Here is a 16,778-nt window from a genome sequence, read left to right on the forward strand (position 1 = left end):
TTCCAAGGCTCTCGGCCCCGGAACATACACGCCGAAGGGACGCCAACCGTATGCCGAACGTCCGATCCATATGCTATTGCAGCCATTTGCACCAAGGGAGAGACACCTCACGCCCGCCGCCCGTTCCGCCGGGCGCGAACAGGGACGGACAGGGACGGACAAGGAGCGGCGGACGCAGGCGGGCGTACGCGGGCGGGGCGGGCTCCGTGCCAGTCCACCCCGCCCGCCCCGCACTTGTCGCGCCGCCCCGGCGAAGAGAGGGCGCTACGTCGCGGGCGACGGCCTCATGACACCGGCGCGCCGTCGTCCACCGTGACCGAGCGCCGCTTGGACACGTACACCGCCCCGATGATCACGAGGAGGGCGAGGACCGCCACGACGGCCCGGATTGCCGCGCTCGCGTCGCTTCCGTAGCTGAACTGCACGATCGCGGGGGCGATGAGCAGCGCCACCAGGTTCATCACCTTCAGCAGCGGGTTGATGGCGGGGCCCGCCGTGTCCTTGAACGGATCCCCGACGGTGTCACCGATGACCGTGGCGGCGTGGGCGTCGCTGCCCTTTCCGCCGTGGTGGCCGTCCTCGACCAGTTTCTTGGCGTTGTCCCAGGCACCGCCGGAGTTGGCGAGGAAGACGGCCATCAGCGTTCCGGTGCCGATCGCGCCCGCCAGGAAGGAACCGAGCGCCCCGACTCCGAGCGTGAAACCCACCGCGATGGGGGTGAGGACGGCGAGCAGACCGGGGGTGGCCAGCTCGCGGAGCGCGTCCTTGGTACAGATGTCGACGACACGGCCGTATTCGGGCTTCTCCGTGTAGTCCATGATGCCGGGGTGCTCGCGGAACTGCCGCCGTACCTCGTAGACCACGGAACCGGCCGACCGCGAGACCGCGTTGATCGCCAGCCCGGAGAAGAGGAAGACCACGGCGGAGCCGACGATCAGTCCCACCAGGTTGTTGGGCTGCGAGATGTCCAGACTGAGCGTCAGCCCGCCGGCTCCGGCGCCGACATCGGCCACGGCCGTCGCGATGGCGTCCCGGTACGAGCCGAACAGCGCCGCCGCCGCGAGGACGGCCGTGGCGATGGCGATGCCCTTGGTGATGGCCTTCGTGGTGTTGCCGACCGCGTCGAGGTCGGTGAGCACCTGCGCGCCGGCGCCCTCGACGTCGCCGGACATCTCGGCGATGCCCTGGGCGTTGTCGGAGACCGGGCCGAAGGTGTCCATGGCGACGATGACGCCGACGGTGGTGAGCAGCCCCGTACCGGCCAGCGCGACCGCGAACAGGGCCAGCATGATCGACGTACCGCCGAGCAGGAACGCCCCGTACACCGCCAGCCCGATGAGCAGAGCCGTGTAGACGGCCGATTCGAGACCGATGGCGATACCCGCGAGAATGACCGTGGCGGGACCGGTCAGGGCCGATTTCCCGATGTCCCTGACCGGGCGCCGGGTGGTCTCGGTGAAATATCCGGTCAGCTGCTGGATCAGCGCGGCGAGGACGATGCCGATGGCGACCGCGACGAGCGCCAGCACCCGCGGGTCGCCGCCGTGGCCGAGGACGGCCCGGTCGCTCACCCCGTCCAGTTCGGCGTAGGTGGACGGCAGGTAGACGAAGGACGCCACGGCCACCAGGACGAGCGAGATCGCGGCGGAGATGAAGAAGCCGCGGTTGATGGCCGTCATCCCACTGCGGTCGCTGCGGCGCGGGGCGACCGCGAAGATCCCGATCATCGCGGTGACCACGCCGATCGCGGGGACGATCAGCGGGAAGGCGAGCCCGAAGTCCCCGAACGCCGCCTTGCCGAGGATGAGCGCGGCGACCAGCGTCACGGCGTACGACTCGAAGAGGTCGGCGGCCATGCCGGCGCAGTCGCCGACGTTGTCGCCCACGTTGTCCGCGATGGTGGCGGCGTTGCGCGGATCGTCCTCCGGGATGCCCTGCTCCACCTTGCCGACCAGGTCCGCTCCGACATCGGCGGCCTTGGTGAAGATGCCGCCGCCGACGCGCATGAACATGGCGATGAGGGCGGCTCCGAGCCCGAACCCCTCCAGGACCTTGGGGGCGTCGGCCGCGTAGACGAGAACCACGCAGGAGGCGCCGAGCAGGCCGAGTCCCACCGTGATCATGCCGACCACGCCGCCCGTGCGGAACGCGATCTTCATCGCCTTGTGGGACACCGTGGTCAGATCCTTTTCCGGCTCGCCCGCCGCCGGTGTCGCTTCCCGCGCGGCGGCGGCCACCCGCACATTGCTGCGCACGGCGAGACGCATGCCGATGTAACCGGTGGCCGCCGAGAAGAAGGCGCCCACCAGGAAGAAAAGCGAACGCCCCGCACGCTGTGACCAGTTGTCCGCCGGTAACAGCATCAGCAGAAAGAACACCACGACGGCGAAGACGCCGAGGGTGCGCAACTGCCGCGCCAGATAGGCATTGGCGCCTTCCTGTACAGCCGCCGCGATCTCTTTCATCGAACGGGTGCCCTCATCGGCGGCCAGTACCTGGCGCACGAGCAGTTGTGCGACGAACAGGGCCGCCAGCGCGACGACGGCGATGACGATCACGATCAGCCGGTTGCCGTCGGTGAGTACCGCGGTCGCGAGAGAAGGGGGGTGCTCGGACAGGTGTGGATGGAAGTGCCCCGCCATTCGTCCTCCTTGACGCTCAGCGTTCAAGATGGACGGATTGTAGGGAGCCGGACCCGATCAAAACAGAGCACGCCACAGGGCAGAATCACCGGCGACTGATCAATAACCCGAGAAATGTCATAGGGAAATGAAGAAAGACCCTGCTCGGCAGTTCGGCAGGGCCTTTCTCAAGATCGGAAGAATCTTTCCGGAGGATGGCCCCGAAAGTGATCGGAAGAGGGGTACGTGCGAAAGGATCGACGCTTCCCGGCGCCGTCCGGACAGTCTCGGCCCGAAACGCCTCAGCCGGGCACGCCTCAGCCGGGCATGACCGCCTTGAGGATGGCTGGTCGCGCGTGACCGGTCGGGTGTGCTCGGTCGCGTGTGATCGTCGCGTGTGATCAGGGCAGCCTGACGGCCGGTGTGGTGGGCCAGCTCATCCGGATCACGCCGCCCTCGTCGTCCGAGGTGACTTGCACATCGTCGACGAGGCCGCTGATGACCGCGAGGCCCATCTCGTCCTCGCCCTCCGTGTCACTCTCATGGAGGTCGCCCGAAGAGGCCCCGTCATCACCGGAGGATTCCCCGGCCGCGCCGGTCACCCCGTCGCCGACCTCGATGGAGAAAACCTTCTCCTCCTCGGTCAGCACGACCCGCACCGGGGCGGTGATGCCATGCCCCCGGTGCAACCCGACCGCTCGGCTGCACGCCTCGCCGACGGCGAGTCTGACCTCGTCCAACACAGCCTCGTCGACGCCCGCCCGACGAGCGACGGCAGCGGCCACCAGACGGGCCGTCCTGACGTGTTCGGGCTGGGCGCTGAAGCGGAGTTCAACGGTGGCCATGCGATCCCCCTCGAACGTACGAGCGTGCAAACCCACAGGCGCGGGCATCCGGGCGTGACGCCCGGTGCCTCTGCCTCTTCCTCCGGAAGCCCGCGACCTCAGTCGGTGGCCGCCACGGCCTCGTCGACCGTGGTGTGGATCGGGAACACCTTGGTCAGGCCGGTGATCCGGAAGATCTTGAGAATGCGCTCCTGGTTGCAGACCAGACGCAGCGAGCCCTCGTGGGCACGCACACGCTTCAGTCCACCCACGAGCACGCCCAGACCCGTCGAGTCCAGGAAGTCCACGCCCTCCATGTCCACTACCAGGTGGTAGCTGCCGTCGTTCACCAACTCGACCAACTGCTCGCGCAGCTTGGGCGCGGTATACACATCAATCTCGCCACCGACCTCGACGACCGTACGGTCGCCACCAGGGCCGGACACATTGCGAGTCGACAGGGACAGGTCCACGGATCCTCCAGCACCTTGCTATCGAGCGGTCGCCCCTCGGGTCTCCCCGACGGAGCCAGGGGACGTATCGCCAGCCGCGATGGCATTCAATCACTTACCAGCAGTCATGCACGACGCCTTCGGACCATTGTCCGTCACACCAGTGACAGACTCGGTGCCGATGGCCATGAATCAGCGCCCCGGTGGACACCCGGAGAGCGGGGGCAACAGCCCCTCCCCCAGCACCATCCTCGACCGGCTCGCCGCGGGGGCGGGCCGTGCTGCGCGCATCACCCATACGGAGCACCTGCCCCCACGAGAGGGACGTCATGCGGTCTGGCCCGACCGCATCCGTCCGGAAGTGATCAACGCCATTCGGCTGGCCGGAATCGACCACCCGTGGACCCATCAGGCGCAGGCCGCCGAACACGCTCTCGACGGCGAGTCCGTCGTCATCGCCACCGGAACCGCGTCCGGCAAGTCCCTGGCCTACCTCGCGCCCGTGCTGTCCACCCTCCTCGACGGCTCGGAGGCCGCCAACGGCCGGGGTACGACAGCGCTCTACCTGGCCCCGACGAAAGCCCTCGCCGCCGACCAGCGCCGCGCCGTCAAGGCGCTCGCGGCGCCGCTGGGCAACGGCGTGCGCCCCGCCGTCTACGACGGGGACACCCCGGTCGAGGAACGCGAATGGGTCCGCCAGTACGCCAACTACGTACTGACCAACCCGGACATGCTCCACCGGGGCATCCTGCCGTCCCACCCCCGCTGGGCCTCCTTCCTGCGCTCCCTGCGCTATGTCGTCATCGACGAGTGCCACACCTACCGCGGCGTCTTCGGCTCGCACGTGGCACAGGTACTGAGGCGGCTGCGCCGCGTCTGCGCGCGGTACGGGGCACAGCCCGTCTTCCTGCTCGCCTCGGCCACCGCCGCCGAGCCCGCCCGGTCCGCGGGCCGGCTGACCGGTCTGCCCGTCCACGCGGTCGCCGACGACGCCTCGCCCAGGGGTGAACTGGTGTTCGCGCTCTGGGAGCCGCCCCTCACCGACCTGCACGGGGAGAAAGGCGCCCCCGTCCGCCGCAGCGCCACCGCCGAGACCGCCGACCTCCTCACCGACCTGACCGTGCAGGGCGTCCGTACCGTCGCCTTCGTACGCTCCCGGCGCGGCGCCGAACTCGTCTCGGTGATCGCCCAGGAGCGCCTGGCCGAGGTCGACCGCTCGCTGGCCCGCCGGGTCGCCGCCTATCGCGGCGGTTACCTCCCCGAGGAGCGCCGCGCCCTGGAGAACGCCCTGCACTCCGGCGAGCTGCTCGGCCTGGCAGCCACCACCGCCCTGGAGCTGGGCATCGACGTCTCGGGCCTGGGCGCCGTCGTCATCGCCGGCTACCCGGGCACGCGCGCCTCGTTGTGGCAGCAGGCCGGCCGGGCCGGGCGCTCGGGTCAGGGCGCGCTGGCCGTCCTGGTCGCGCGGGACGACCCGCTGGACACCTTTCTCGTCCACCACCCCGAGGCGCTGTTCCGTCAGCCCGTCGAGTCGACCGTCCTCGACCCCGACAACCCCTATGTCCTCGCCCCCCATCTGTGCGCCGCCGCCGCCGAACTTCCGCTCACCGAGGCCGATCTGGCGCTCTTCGGCCCGGAGGCCCCCGGACTCCTCCCGCAGCTGGAGACGGCGGGACTGCTGCGACGCCGCACCACCGGCTGGTACTGGACCCGTCGTCGGCGGGCCCACGACCTCGCCGACATCCGGGGGGAGGGCGGCCGTCCCGTCCAGATCGTCGAGGCGGGTACGGGCCGGCTGCTGGGCACCGTGGACGAGGCGGCCTCCCACACCGCAGTCCACGAAGGCGCCGTCCACCTCCACCAGGGCCGCACCTACCTGGTGAGGCAGCTGGATCTCACCGACTCGGTGGCCCTCGTCGAAGAGGCGACCCCGCCGTACTCCACCACCGCCCGTGACACCACTGCCATCTCCGTCCTCGAAACCGACACGGAGATCCCCTGGGGAGAGGGCCGCCTCTGCTACGGCTCCGTCGAAGTCACCAACCAGGTCGTCTCCTTTCTGCGGCGAAGGCTCATCACCGGCGAAGTGCTCGGCGAGAGCAAGCTCGATCTGCCACCACGGACCCTGCGCACCCGGGCCGTGTGGTGGACGGTCACGGAGGACCAGCTCGACGCCGCCCGGGTCAACCCCGAGCAGTTGGGCGGCGCCCTGCACGCCGCCGAGCACGCCTCCATCGGGATGCTGCCCCTCTTCGCCACCTGCGACCGATGGGACATCGGCGGTGTCTCCGTGCCCCTGCATCCCGACACGCTGCTGCCGACGGTCTTCGTGTACGACGGCCACCCGGGCGGCGCGGGCTTCGCGGAGCGGGCCTTCCGGACGGCCCGTGAGTGGCTCACCGCCACGCGGGAGGCCATCGCCTCCTGCGAATGCGAGGCGGGCTGCCCTTCCTGCGTCCAGTCGCCCAAGTGCGGCAACGGCAACGAACCCCTGCACAAGCGCGGTGCCGTACGCCTGCTGACCGAACTGCTCAGGTCGGCCCCCGAGGAGGCGGAGCCGGCGGAGAGGGCGGTGGAAGAGGTGGGGGAGACGCCGAAGGACGAGGAACCGGTGGACGAGGCACCGGCGGCGGAACCGGAAGGTCCGGCGGACCAGCCCGGGCCCTGACCGTGGGCGCGTACGGCCCGAAGGCGGCGCGCGCCGTGACGTCGGAGACCTCCCCGCTCAGGGCGCAGCGGACCACTTCACCGTCCTGGGCCGCCGCCACCGCGGCCGCCCGGCGGCACGCCTCCGCCGGGCCGGCCATCGCGTGGTCCGCCGCCGCCAGCGCGGCCAGATCCGCCACCGCGCCCGCCCGGTGCCGGGCGGCGACCGCCTGCCCCATGGCGAGCACCACCGCGAACACCGCGCACATGACGGTCGCCGCCATGGCCACCCACACTGTCGCGGAACCCCGGTCCCCGGCGCTCCGGGCCCGGCGCCCGGGGCTCCCGGCCCGTCCACCGGTCACGGCGCCACCCCCACGGCCGGCCCCTCCGGACCCGACCCCTGGGCCTGGGCCTGGGCCTGGGGAGCGTCCTCCGCGGAGGCGACGGCCTGCGCCGTGAGCGTCAACGCCAACACCCCCGGCCCGGGCGTCGGCGCCTCCACGCGTACCCGCCACAGATCGTCGTCCGTGCGCCGCAGGGTGACCCTGGCGCCCGCCGGGGCGGCCGATCGGGCGACAGCCATCGCCGCGGCCTCCGGCTCCGACCTGGCCGCCGCACGCGCCCCCGCCCGCGCCGCGTCCACGCACTGGATCTGCGCGGAAGCCGCCGTCAGCGCCCAGACCAGGGCCAGAGTGAACGCCACCAGCGCCGGCACGGCCACGGCCGCTTCCGCCGTCACCGACCCCCGGTCACCCCTGCGGCGCAGGGGCCCCCGGCCTCCGCGACGTTCCCCGCATCCCTTACGCCCCCTGCGTCCCCCGCGTCCCGCGGCAGGGACTTCCCGTTCGGAACTCGTCCTCCCTGGCTCAGAACTGCGCATTGAGCGCCTTCCCGATGAGCGACTGCAACGCCCCGGACACAGCGCCGCTCGTCACCACCTTGTACAGCACCGCGGCGAAGGCGCAGGCGGCGATCGTCCCGACCGCGTACTCGGACGTCGTCATTCCCGCGTCGGTACCGAACCGGCGCGCCAACGCCCGGCGCGTTCGCCGCGTCTTCATCCACACCCGTACACACATCCGCATGACGGCCTCCCGTTTCTCGGATCGGAGGCCGGGCAGAGAGCCCGGCCCAATTGTTCAGTCGCCGGTCAGCAGCGCGCTCGCCAGGCCGATGACGACGGGTGCCACGCCCACCGCCAGAAAGGCGGGAAGGAAGCACAGCCCCACCGGCGCGGTGATCAGCACCTGAGCCCGCTGCGCCCTGGCCACGGCGGCCCGGGAGCGCTCCGCTCTCAAGCCCTCGGCCAGCCGGGACACCGGCTCTGCCGCCGGCGCCCCCGTGGCGCCGGCCCGTTCCAGACAGCGCGCCAGTCCCGTCGCGCCCGGAACGGCGGTGAGCCGCCCCCACACCTCGGCGGGTTCACCGCCGAGGCGCAGCTCGGCCGCCGTACGGGCCAGCCGGTCGCCGACCGGGCCGCCGAGGGATTCACCGACCGCCTCCGCAGCCTCACGCGGACCGGCACCCGCCGTGAGACAGGCGGCCAGCAGATCGGCGGCGAGCGGAAGCTGCCGCGCCGCCGCGGCGGCCCGGGCCGGGTCCGGATCGTCCCGCTTCCGGGAGCGCAGCCGACGCCGGACGGCGTACGCGCCCGCAAGCCCCACGGCCCAGCCCGCGATCCCGCCGACCAGCACCCAGCCGGTGATCACCACGCCGAGCGGCGGGCCCCACCGCCGCGCCAAGATCCTCGGTCTCGTCCACGGCGCCGACGCCGGCGCCGGCGCCGCACGGCCATGACCTGCGTTCAGCAGAGCCGCGAGCCGTTCGCGCGCTCGGCGTTCGCGCCGCCGGGCCACCACCACGGAGGCGGCACAGCAGACCGCTGCGAGCGAGGTGAGCAGCGTCCACAGCCTGGGGGCGAACTCCCCGCTCATGACGCCTCCCCGGTCCTGACGATCCGGGCCGCCCACCACAACCCGGCAGTTTCCAGCAGCCCGCCGACAGCCAGACACCCCAGACCGGCCGGGGTGTGCAGCAGCACCCGCAGGGGGCCGGCGCCCAGTGCCGCGCCCATCAGCAGCCCCACCACCGGCAGCAGCGCGAGCACCACCACCGTCGACCAGGCGCCCGCCAACTGGGCCCGCAACCCTTCCCGCTGGTCCTTCTCCGCCCGGAGGGCGGCCTCCAGGCGGTCCAGTCCGGCGGCGAGTCCCGCCCCGCTGTCCACAGCCACCCGCCAGCAGGCCGCGAGCCCCACCAGGCCGTCCGCTCCCGGTTCCCGCGCCGCCCGCCGCAGCGCACCGGGCACATCGCCGCCGAAGCGCGCGGCGGCCAGCACCGCGGCCTCCGAGCGCCCGAGCCCGCCCGTGGCCCCGGCGGCGGTCAGCAGAGCCTGTACGGGCTGGGAACCGGCTCTCAGCTCGGCCGCGGCCACTCCGCAGAGTGCGAGAACCCCGTCGGCGCGCCGCTCCCGCGCGCGTCTCAGCTCCCGGGCCCTGAGCCGACGCCCCACCAAGGGCACCGCCAGGGCCCCTCCGACCAGTGGCAGCGGCGACTCACCCCACAGGGCGAGCAGCAGCGCGGGCGGCAGACAGAACCATTCCCGGCCCAGCCCCAGCACCCACACGCGTGCCCGCCACCGCCACCGCTCCCAGGGCGGCGCCCCCGACGGCAGCGCACCCGCCGTCCCCCTTCCGGCGAGCAGCGCCCCCGCTCGGCGCAGCCCTCGTTCGTGCCCCGCCATCAGACAGGCAGCCGACCCCGCGCACATCGCCGCCGCGAGGATCAGGACCGTCATGGCCGGCGTCACAGCACGCCTCCGATCAGTCCGAGAAGCCTCGGCCAGCCCCGCTCCCGCGCGAATCCCGCTTCGCCCCAGCGCAGCGCGGGCACCGGCACCACCAGCCCGGCGGCGTCCCTCTCCAACACGTGCACCTCGGCGACCCGCCGGAGTCCGCCCCTGTCCCGTGCGAGATGGACGACGACGGACAGAGCGGCGGCCAACTGGCTGTGCAGCGCGGCCCGGTCGAGGCCGGCGGCCGTGCCGAGGGCCTCCAGCCGCGCGGGCACATCCGCCGCGGTGTTGGCATGGACCGTCCCGCAGCCTCCCTCGTGGCCGGTGTTCAGGGCGGCCAGCAACTCGGTGACCTCGGAGCCTCTGACCTCGCCGACGACCAGCCGGTCCGGCCGCATCCGCAGGGCCTGTCTGACCAGGTCCCGCAACGTCACCAGACCCGCACCCTCCTGGTTGGGCGGCCGGCCCTCCAGCCGCACCACATGCGGATGGTCGGGCCGCAGCTCGGCCGAGTCCTCGGCCAGCACGATCCGTTCACCCGCGCCGATCAGGCCGAGCAGCGTCGAGAGGAGCGTGGTCTTGCCCGTGCCGGTGCCACCACTGATCAAGAAGGACAACCTGGCCTCGATCAGCGCCCGCAGCACCCGCTCCCCGCCGGGTGGCAGGGTTCCCGCCACGGTCAGCTCGGCCAGCGAGAACGCCTTGGGCCGCACCACCCGCAGCGACAGACACGCGCAGCCCACGGCCACGGGTGGCAGCACCGCGTGCATCCGGGTCCCGTCCGGCAAGCGGGCGTCCACCCAGGGCCTGGCGTCGTCGAGCCTGCGTCCGGCCGCGGCGGCGAGCCGCTGCGCCAGCCTCCGTACGGAGGCCGCGTCCGCGAACGACACCTCCGTGAGCAGCAGGCCACCACCGCGGTCCACCCAGACCCGGTCGGGCGCCGAAACCAGCACGTCCGTCACCGTCGGGTCGGCCAGCAGCGGTTCCAGCGGCCCGGTCCCCACCAGCTCGCATCTCAGCTCCTCCGCCGCGCCCAGCACTTCCGTATCGCCCAGGAGCCGTCCCTGGGCGCGGAGCGCCGCCGCCACCCTGGCTGGCGTGGGATCGGCGCCGCTCTCCGCGAGCCGCTGCCGTACGGCGTCCAGCAACCCGCCCGCAGGCACACCGGCGCTCATGACGGCACACTTTCCTGCCCCGCCAACGCCCGCTCCCAGAAGGCCGTACAGAAGGAGGCCAGCGGTCCGCGCCGGTGGAAGCCCGGTGGCTCCCCGCCGTCCTGGGCCCTCGACAGACCCGGCTCCAGGGGCAGTTCGCCCGCGAGCGGCAGCCGCAGCGCGTCGGCGATCCACTGCTCGTCCAGCCCCGCGGCGTACGGTCCGCGCACCACCGCCCGCAGATCCGGAAGCACCATGCTCACCATCGAGGCCACCCGGCCCGCCGCCGCGACGGCGCGCAGCTCGGCGGGGACCACCAGCAACCCCACATCGAGTTGGGCGAGGGCCTCCGCCACGGCCTCGTCCACCCGACGCGGGAGATCCACCACCACGGTGCCGCCACGCCTGCGCGCGGCGGCGAGCACCGACCGCATGGCCTCCGGCCGGACCATCACGGAGTCCCCGCGATCCCAGCTGAGCACCCGTAGTTGATGAAGACGCGGCAGCGACTCCTCCAGAGCGCCGCCCGCGACCCGTCCTTTGGAAGCGGCGAAATCGGGCCAGCGTCTGCCCTCGGTCTGCTCGCCGCCGAGCAGTACGTCGAGCCCGCCGCCGAGCGGATCCCCGTCGATGAGCATGGTGCGCCGGCCCTCGCGCGCCGCTGTGACGGCCAGAGCGCAGGCCAGGGTGGAGGCCCCGGCACCGCCTCGCCCGCCGATCACGCCGACGGTGAGCGCCTGTCGTCCGACTCCCTCCACGGCGTCCGCGATCCGGTCGACCAGCCAGCTCTCCGCGTCGGGCAGCCGGAGCACACAGTCGGCGCCGACCTCCACGGCCCGCCGCCATACGGCGGGGTCGTCCTGGTCCCGGCCGACGAGCATGACGCCCCGCCTGCGCGCGGCTCCGCGGCAGCGGGCGGCCGCGTCGTCCCCGACGAGGACCATCGGCGCGTCCTCCCACGAGCCCTTCCGCTCCGGAACCGAGTGGTGCACCTCCGGCTCGGCACCGGCCGCGGCGCACAGCCGCAGCAGATCGTCGAGCAGTTCCACGTCCTCGGTGACGATCAGCGGCCCCGCCCGACGCTCTTCCACCGCCGGTGCCCGATCGAATGTCATGGATCCAGCCACGATGCCCGCCCCCTATCTCTGCCTCGATCCGGTATCCGCGAGAGCCGCTATCGGAGATCTCGCGGTGATCCGGTATCCGTGATTCCGGCTTCCGCGAACTTCGCGGCCGGAATCACCGTGCACGGGAACAGGAAAATCGTGTGGATCTTGCTGGAAAACTGTGGACAACTCGGCAGTTGTGAATATCCCGGTAGCTCATACCGGTGACTTCCCGAGTGCAGCGCGTCGACTACCCACAGTGACGGGCATGATGGCCGAGACAGCCGGCACATGTGCGGGACGAGCAGAGGAGTGGACCACGATGCGCGAGCCGAAAACGGGTCCGGACATGCGACGACCCCCGCCGGGGGGGAGAGCGGGGGTCGTCCCCACGGCCGACTCGGGGGGGGAGGAGCCGGACCGGGTGAGCACGGTCGCGAACGATCCGTGACTTCCATGGTGTACCCGACAGCCTTCTCAGGCAAACCCACGCGCCATGGCTTACGCCGAATGGCGGGCGCCTATGCTCGGCATCGTGGAAAACCACTCCTTGCCGCGTACAGCAGCCTTCTTCGACCTGGACAAGACGGTCATTGCGAAGTCATCGACGTTGACCTTCAGCAAGTCCTTCTACCAAGGCGGCCTGATCAACCGCCGGGCAGTACTGCGCACCGCGTACGCGCAGTTCGTCTTCCTCGCGGGGGGCGCCGATCACGACCAGATGGAGCGCATGCGGGAGTATCTGTCCGCGCTCTGCAAGGGCTGGAACGTCCAGCAGGTCAAAGAAATCGTCGCCGAGACACTGCACGACCTGATCGACCCGATCATCTACGACGAGGCAGCGTCCCTCATCGAGAGCCACCACACCGCGGGCCGCGATGTGGTGATCGTCTCCACCTCGGGCGCGGAGGTGGTGGAACCGATCGGGGAGCTGCTCGGAGCGGACAGGGTCGTCGCCACCCGGATGGTCGTCGGCGCCGACGGCTGCTTCACCGGCGAGGTGGAGTACTACGCCTACGGACCGACCAAGGCCGATGCGGTCAAGGCGCTCGCGGAGTCCGAGGGCTACGACCTGTCGCGCTGCTACGCGTACAGCGACTCCATCACCGACGTCCCGATGCTCGAATCCGTAGGACACCCCCACGCGGTCAATCCGGACCGCGCGCTGCGCCGCGAGGCGACGGCCCGCACTTGGCCGATTCTCGTCTTCAACCGGCCCGTTCGACTCAAGCAGCGACTGCCCGCCTTCTCCATGCCGCCCCGCCCCGCGCTGGTAGCCGCAGCGGCGGTGGGCGCGGCCGCCGCGACGGCGGGGCTGGTCTGGTACGCCAGTCGACGCCGGCAGTCCGTGCTCGGCTGAACCACCACCACGTGCACCCTTTGCCCTTATTTGAAGGCAAAAGTAAAGAAATGCAGCCAAGGGTTCCGCATCCCGGCCGGCAGGAGTAGAAAGGATTCAACGGCCCGCGAGACCAGGGACATCCGAGAGGATGACCTGTTTAAGCACCAGGCCCCACGGACCGAACATGAAATCCGGGCACCCACGCGACGTCGACCCGTCGATTACGGGCCAGCCGCACCAGGTGACGGGCCGAGTTCCCGACCTGATGGGCAAAATCACGAGGACGCTTGGTAACCCGGTGGACATGTGAGCGGCGGCGCCGGGACGGCGCCGCCGCGTCTCTCGTCCGGGGCCCGCCCCTAGAGGGGGGCTGTAGGCCGGCATCCGGCGGAAAGCCGACCGTCGGCCCTGGAGGCGGGCTCAGGCCGCGCCGCGCTGAAGCGCCTCGCAGACGGCCGTCGACTCCCGAACCCCCAGCTCAACCGCGCGTCCGCAATGGGTGATCCAGGCCGTCATACCGTCCGGCGTACCCGACAGATAACCGTCAAAGGCAGCCGCGTACGCCGCGCGCCCCAACTCCGCGTGGCCCACCTCGGCCGGACAGATCGACTTGGGGTCAAGACCGCTGCCGATCAGCACGATCCGCTCGGCCGCCCGCGCCACCAGCCCGTTGTACGAGCCGAACGGCCGCAGCGCCAGCAGTTCGCCGTGCACCACCGCGGCCGTCACCAACGCCGGTGCCGAACTCGTGGCGAGCACCAGCCGGGACAGCCCGTCCAGCCGTCCCGCCACCTCATCGGCGCCCGGCAACGGCAGCTCGACCGGCGAACCGGCCGTCTCGGCCCCCGGCGTCTCGACCACCGGTTCACCGGCCAGCCGGGGCCGCCCGACCGTCTCGTCCGAGATACCCGCTCCGCCCGCGGCCACCAGATGGAGCCGGGCCAGCACCCGTAGCGGCGACTGCGCCCAGACGGACAGGAGTTGACCGGCCTCGGCGTTGAGCCGGAGGGCGGCACCGACCGTACGCGCCTCGGCCTCCGAGCCGAAGTCACTGCGTCGGCGCACCTCTTCGAGCGCCCAGTCCGCGCCGGAGAGCGCCGCGGAACCGCGCGCGGCACGCAGCGCCGCTTCCGAGGTCACCTCACCGCTGCGACGGCGCATCACACGGTGCCCGTACACACGGTCGACGGCCTTGCGTACGGAATCCACCGCGTCCGGAACGCCCGGGAGGGAGGCCAGCGCGACCAAGGGGTCCCCCGGCCGCGGCGCGGAGGATGCGTCAGAGGCTGTCGTACTCATAGGTAGGGAGGCTACGCGCCCTGGGCGCGCGCCCCACCTTGGAGTGGTCTTCCTCACCGAAGCGTCTCACCATGTGCGAGATTGCCACTACGGTACGTGAACATGAAGATCGCTTTCGTGGGCAAGGGCGGCAGTGGCAAAACCACGCTGTCCTCGCTCTTCATCCGTCATCTGACCGCCAACGAGGCCGCCGTCGTCGCGGTGGACGCCGATATCAACCAGCATCTGGGGGCCGCGCTCGGCCTCGACGAGGCGGAGGCCGCCGCGCTGCCCGCGATGGGCGCGCACCTGGGGCTGATCAAGGATTACCTGCGGGGCAGCAACCCCCGGATCGCCTCCGCGGACGCGATGATCAAGACCACGCCGCCGGGCGAGGGATCACGGCTGCTGCGGATCGGCGAGAACAATCCCGTGTACGAGACCTGCGCCCGGGCGGTGCGGCTGGACGACGGTGAGATCCGGCTGATGGCCACGGGGCCCTTCACCGAGTCGGACCTCGGGGTCGCCTGCTACCACTCCAAGGTCGGCGCGGTCGAGCTGTGCCTCAACCATCTGGTGGACGGCCCCGAGGAGTATCTGGTGGTCGACATGACGGCGGGCTCCGACTCCTTCGCCTCGGGAATGTTCACCCGGTTCGACATGACGTTCCTGGTCGCCGAGCCGACCCGCAAGGGCGTGTCCGTCTACCGCCAGTACAAGGAGTACGCGCGGGACTACGACGTCCCGTTGAAGGTCGTCGGCAACAAGGTGCAGAACCAGGACGACCTGGACTTCCTCCGTGACGAGGTGGGCGACGACCTGCTGGTGACCGTGGGCCACTCCGAGTGGGTGCGTGCCATGGAGAAGGGCCGCGCCCGCCGCTTCGAGCTGCTGGAGGCGGACAACCGCTGCGCGCTCCAGACGCTCCAGGACGCGGCGGAGGACTCGTACGAGCACCGCGACTGGGAGCGGTACACGCGTCAGATGGTCCACTTCCATCTCAGGAACGCCGAGAGCTGGGGCAACGCGAAGACGGGCATCGACCTGGCGGCGCAGGTCGATCCCGCCTTCGTGCTCAGCGAGGCACTCGCCGTGCCCCAGCCCTCCTGACCGCGGGCCTCGGCGTCTTCCGCGCGGTCAGTGCTTCTCGGAGCGGCCGGCCGCCGGCGAGGCGGAGGATCCCGAGGCCACACCGGTGGCGGCGGTGAAGGCCGGCCAGCCGCCCTTCGGCGCCTCGCCGACCTTCAGCTCCCGGAGCTTCTCCAGGGTCGCCGGGTCCTGTGCGTCGAGCCAGTCCGCGAGCTGGCGGAACGTCACGCACTCGACGTCCTTCTGCACGCAGACCGTCTTGATCGTCTCCTCGACGGCACGCATGTACGTTCCGCCGTTCCAGGACTCGAAGTGGTTACCGATGATGAGCGGGGCGCGGTTGCCCTCGTAGGAGCGGTCGAACGCCTTGAGCAGGCCGTCGCGCATCTGGTCGCCCCAGTACTCATGCTGCGAGGGATCGCCCTGGGTCGTCGTCCCCGACTGGTTGTACATGAAGTTGTAGTCCATGGAGAGCGTCTCGAACTCGCGCCCGGGCACCGGGACCAGCTGGAGCGGCAGGTCCCACAGACCGCCGGTCCGCTTCGGCCAGACCTGGTTGCCGATGCCGCTGGAGTCATAACGGAAGCCCATCGTCCGGGCCGCCGTCATCATGTTCTTCTGCCCTTCCAGACAGGGGGTACGGCCGCCGACCATCTCCTTGTCGTAGTCGAACGGCAGCGGCGCCTCCTCCGGCAGACCGGCGTTGGTCTTCCAGTTCTTCACGAAGGACTTGGCCTGATTGATCTCGCTCTTCCACTCCTCGACCGACCAGGTGCCGACTCCGCCCTCGTTCCCGCAGAAGTGACCGTTGAAGTGCGTGCCGATCTCGTTGCCCTCGTGCCAGGCGGCGCGCACCTCCCGCAGGGTGTCCTTGATCCCCTGGGTGTCGTTGAAGCCGATGTCGGAGCTGCCGGGTGAGTGCTTCGGCGGATCGTAGAGCTTGGCCTTCTCCTCGGGGAGCAGATAGACACCGCTCAGGAAGTACGTCATCTTCGCGTCGTACTTCTTGGCCACTTGCCGGAAGTGGGAGAAGAGCTTCTGGCTGTCCTCACCGGCGCCGTCCCAGGAGAACACCACGAACTGCGGGGGCTTCTGCCCCGGCTTCAGCCGCTGGGGCTTGGTGATCAGCGGCTGGGTCCCGGTGAAAGCGGTCGAGCCGTCACCGATGAGGCGGACGGCGTTCTCGGGTGCCTTCTTGGCGCCGGCGGCACCCTTCTTGCCCTCCCCCTTGGCCTCCTGCCCACCGGCCCCGGAGCAACCGGCGAGACCGACGGCGAGCGCCGTCACGGCGGCGCCGAACGCGATTCTCTTTGTGGCGGCAAGCATCCGCACACCCACTTCCTTCAGGTTTCAGTACCGAAGTGCCGAGCGGCGACTGCCGGCACGGCGCCGAGCGCCGACAACCTCGCACTGAGACTGAAGATATGAATAAACGACAAGCCGGACAAAAATACTAATCACCGTTGCGA

General features: G+C 71.0%; 14 protein-coding genes and 1 pseudogene. 3 read left to right on the top strand and 12 right to left on the bottom strand.

Going from position 1 to position 16,778, the window contains the following annotated elements; all coding sequences use genetic code 11:
* Positions 1-284: 284 nt before the first annotated feature.
* The 3 genes from ACFY6S_RS26545 to ACFY6S_RS26555 form a co-directional block, all read right to left on the bottom strand.
* Positions 285-2,642, bottom strand: coding sequence for a sodium-translocating pyrophosphatase (locus ACFY6S_RS26545; protein ID WP_388827222.1), 2,358 nt, complete (start codon positions 2,640-2,642; stop codon positions 285-287).
* A 380-nt stretch (positions 2,643-3,022) separates the two neighbouring features.
* Complete coding sequence (locus ACFY6S_RS26550; protein WP_388827219.1) at positions 3,023-3,466, bottom strand: ATP-binding protein; 444 nt, start codon at positions 3,464-3,466, stop codon at positions 3,023-3,025.
* Positions 3,467-3,564: 98 nt separating this feature from the next.
* Complete coding sequence (locus ACFY6S_RS26555; protein WP_003967428.1) at positions 3,565-3,918, bottom strand: STAS domain-containing protein; 354 nt, start codon at positions 3,916-3,918, stop codon at positions 3,565-3,567.
* 79 nt (positions 3,919-3,997) lie between these two features.
* On the opposite strand from ACFY6S_RS26555, the gene ACFY6S_RS26560 reads away from it, so the two are divergent.
* Positions 3,998-6,565, top strand: coding sequence for a DEAD/DEAH box helicase (locus ACFY6S_RS26560; RefSeq protein WP_388827216.1), 2,568 nt, complete (start codon positions 3,998-4,000; stop codon positions 6,563-6,565).
* Positions 6,566-6,605: 40 nt separating this feature from the next.
* On the opposite strand, the pseudogene ACFY6S_RS26565 reads toward ACFY6S_RS26560, so the two are convergent.
* From ACFY6S_RS26565 to ssd, 7 genes and pseudogenes are all read right to left on the bottom strand, one after another.
* Positions 6,606-6,908, bottom strand: a pseudogene (locus ACFY6S_RS26565) (Rv3654c family TadE-like protein); the annotation flags it as partial.
* Entirely contained in the window at positions 6,905-7,285 is a 381-nt protein-coding gene (locus ACFY6S_RS26570; RefSeq protein ID WP_388827213.1) for a TadE family type IV pilus minor pilin, read from the bottom strand. The pseudogene ACFY6S_RS26565 and the gene ACFY6S_RS26570, both read right to left, overlap by 4 nt.
* Positions 7,286-7,412: 127 nt before the next feature.
* Entirely contained in the window at positions 7,413-7,607 is a 195-nt protein-coding gene (locus ACFY6S_RS26575; RefSeq protein ID WP_388827753.1) for a DUF4244 domain-containing protein, read from the bottom strand.
* Positions 7,608-7,685: 78 nt separating this feature from the next.
* On the bottom strand, positions 7,686-8,480 hold the full coding sequence (locus ACFY6S_RS26580; protein WP_388827208.1) for a type II secretion system F family protein: 795 nt from the start codon (positions 8,478-8,480) through the stop codon (positions 7,686-7,688).
* The gene (locus tag ACFY6S_RS26585; protein WP_388827750.1) at positions 8,477-9,343 is read right to left on the bottom strand and encodes a type II secretion system F family protein; all 867 of its coding nucleotides are present in this window, start codon (positions 9,341-9,343) and stop codon (positions 8,477-8,479) included. The genes ACFY6S_RS26580 and ACFY6S_RS26585 overlap by 4 nt, the downstream gene beginning before the upstream one ends.
* An 8-nt stretch (positions 9,344-9,351) precedes the next feature.
* Positions 9,352-10,515 (bottom strand): TadA family conjugal transfer-associated ATPase, encoded by a 1,164-nt coding sequence (locus ACFY6S_RS26590; RefSeq protein ID WP_388827205.1) that lies wholly within the window; start codon positions 10,513-10,515, stop codon positions 9,352-9,354.
* Positions 10,512-11,609, bottom strand: a complete 1,098-nt coding sequence (gene ssd, locus ACFY6S_RS26595; protein WP_388827202.1) for a septum site-determining protein Ssd — start codon at positions 11,607-11,609, stop codon at positions 10,512-10,514. Before ssd ends, ACFY6S_RS26590 begins: the two co-directional genes overlap by 4 nt.
* Positions 11,610-12,123: 514 nt before the next feature.
* Between ssd and ACFY6S_RS26600 the strand changes: the two genes are divergently transcribed.
* Positions 12,124-12,960 (top strand): HAD family hydrolase, encoded by an 837-nt coding sequence (locus ACFY6S_RS26600; protein ID WP_388827199.1) that lies wholly within the window; start codon positions 12,124-12,126, stop codon positions 12,958-12,960.
* A gap of 402 nt (positions 12,961-13,362) precedes the next feature.
* Here ACFY6S_RS26600 and ACFY6S_RS26605 read toward each other — a convergent pair whose 3' ends face one another.
* Positions 13,363-14,241, bottom strand: coding sequence for an oxidoreductase (locus ACFY6S_RS26605; RefSeq protein ID WP_388827196.1), 879 nt, complete (start codon positions 14,239-14,241; stop codon positions 13,363-13,365).
* A gap of 102 nt (positions 14,242-14,343) precedes the next feature.
* Here ACFY6S_RS26605 and ACFY6S_RS26610 point away from each other — a divergent pair, with 102 nt between their 5' ends.
* Positions 14,344-15,330: an ATP-binding protein gene (locus tag ACFY6S_RS26610; protein WP_388827193.1), complete on the top strand. Its 987-nt coding sequence runs from the start codon at positions 14,344-14,346 to the stop codon at positions 15,328-15,330.
* Between the two features lie 27 nt (positions 15,331-15,357).
* Here ACFY6S_RS26610 and ACFY6S_RS26615 read toward each other — a convergent pair whose 3' ends face one another.
* Positions 15,358-16,635 carry a hypothetical protein gene (locus tag ACFY6S_RS26615; RefSeq protein ID WP_388827190.1) on the bottom strand — a complete coding sequence of 426 codons (1,278 nt, stop codon included), beginning with the start codon at positions 16,633-16,635 and terminating at the stop codon, positions 15,358-15,360.
* Between the last annotated feature and the right edge of the window lie 143 nt (positions 16,636-16,778).

This window comes from Streptomyces sp. NPDC012835, assembly GCF_042900885.1.
GTDB lineage: Bacteria > Actinomycetota > Actinomycetes > Streptomycetales > Streptomycetaceae > Streptomyces.

Bases quoted from the DNA above. Each gene is read 5' to 3' on its own strand.
- ACFY6S_RS26575 (WP_388827753.1), bottom strand. From the start codon at position 7,607: ATGAAGACGCGGCGAACGCGCCGGGCGTTGGCGCGCCGGTTCGGTACC.
- ACFY6S_RS26560 (WP_388827216.1), top strand. From the start codon at position 3,998: ATGGCATTCAATCACTTACCAGCAGTCATGCACGACGCCTTCGGACCA.
- ACFY6S_RS26600 (WP_388827199.1), top strand. From the start codon at position 12,124: ATGCTCGGCATCGTGGAAAACCACTCCTTGCCGCGTACAGCAGCCTTC.
- ssd (WP_388827202.1), bottom strand. From the start codon at position 11,609: ATGACATTCGATCGGGCACCGGCGGTGGAAGAGCGTCGGGCGGGGCCG.
- ACFY6S_RS26580 (WP_388827208.1), bottom strand. From the start codon at position 8,480: ATGAGCGGGGAGTTCGCCCCCAGGCTGTGGACGCTGCTCACCTCGCTC.
- ACFY6S_RS26545 (WP_388827222.1), bottom strand. From the start codon at position 2,642: ATGGCGGGGCACTTCCATCCACACCTGTCCGAGCACCCCCCTTCTCTC.
- ACFY6S_RS26605 (WP_388827196.1), bottom strand. From the start codon at position 14,241: ATGAGTACGACAGCCTCTGACGCATCCTCCGCGCCGCGGCCGGGGGAC.
- ACFY6S_RS26615 (WP_388827190.1), bottom strand. From the start codon at position 16,635: ATGCTTGCCGCCACAAAGAGAATCGCGTTCGGCGCCGCCGTGACGGCG.
- ACFY6S_RS26590 (WP_388827205.1), bottom strand. From the start codon at position 10,515: ATGAGCGCCGGTGTGCCTGCGGGCGGGTTGCTGGACGCCGTACGGCAG.
- ACFY6S_RS26550 (WP_388827219.1), bottom strand. From the start codon at position 3,466: ATGGCCACCGTTGAACTCCGCTTCAGCGCCCAGCCCGAACACGTCAGG.
- ACFY6S_RS26610 (WP_388827193.1), top strand. From the start codon at position 14,344: ATGAAGATCGCTTTCGTGGGCAAGGGCGGCAGTGGCAAAACCACGCTG.
- ACFY6S_RS26585 (WP_388827750.1), bottom strand. From the start codon at position 9,343: ATGACGGTCCTGATCCTCGCGGCGGCGATGTGCGCGGGGTCGGCTGCC.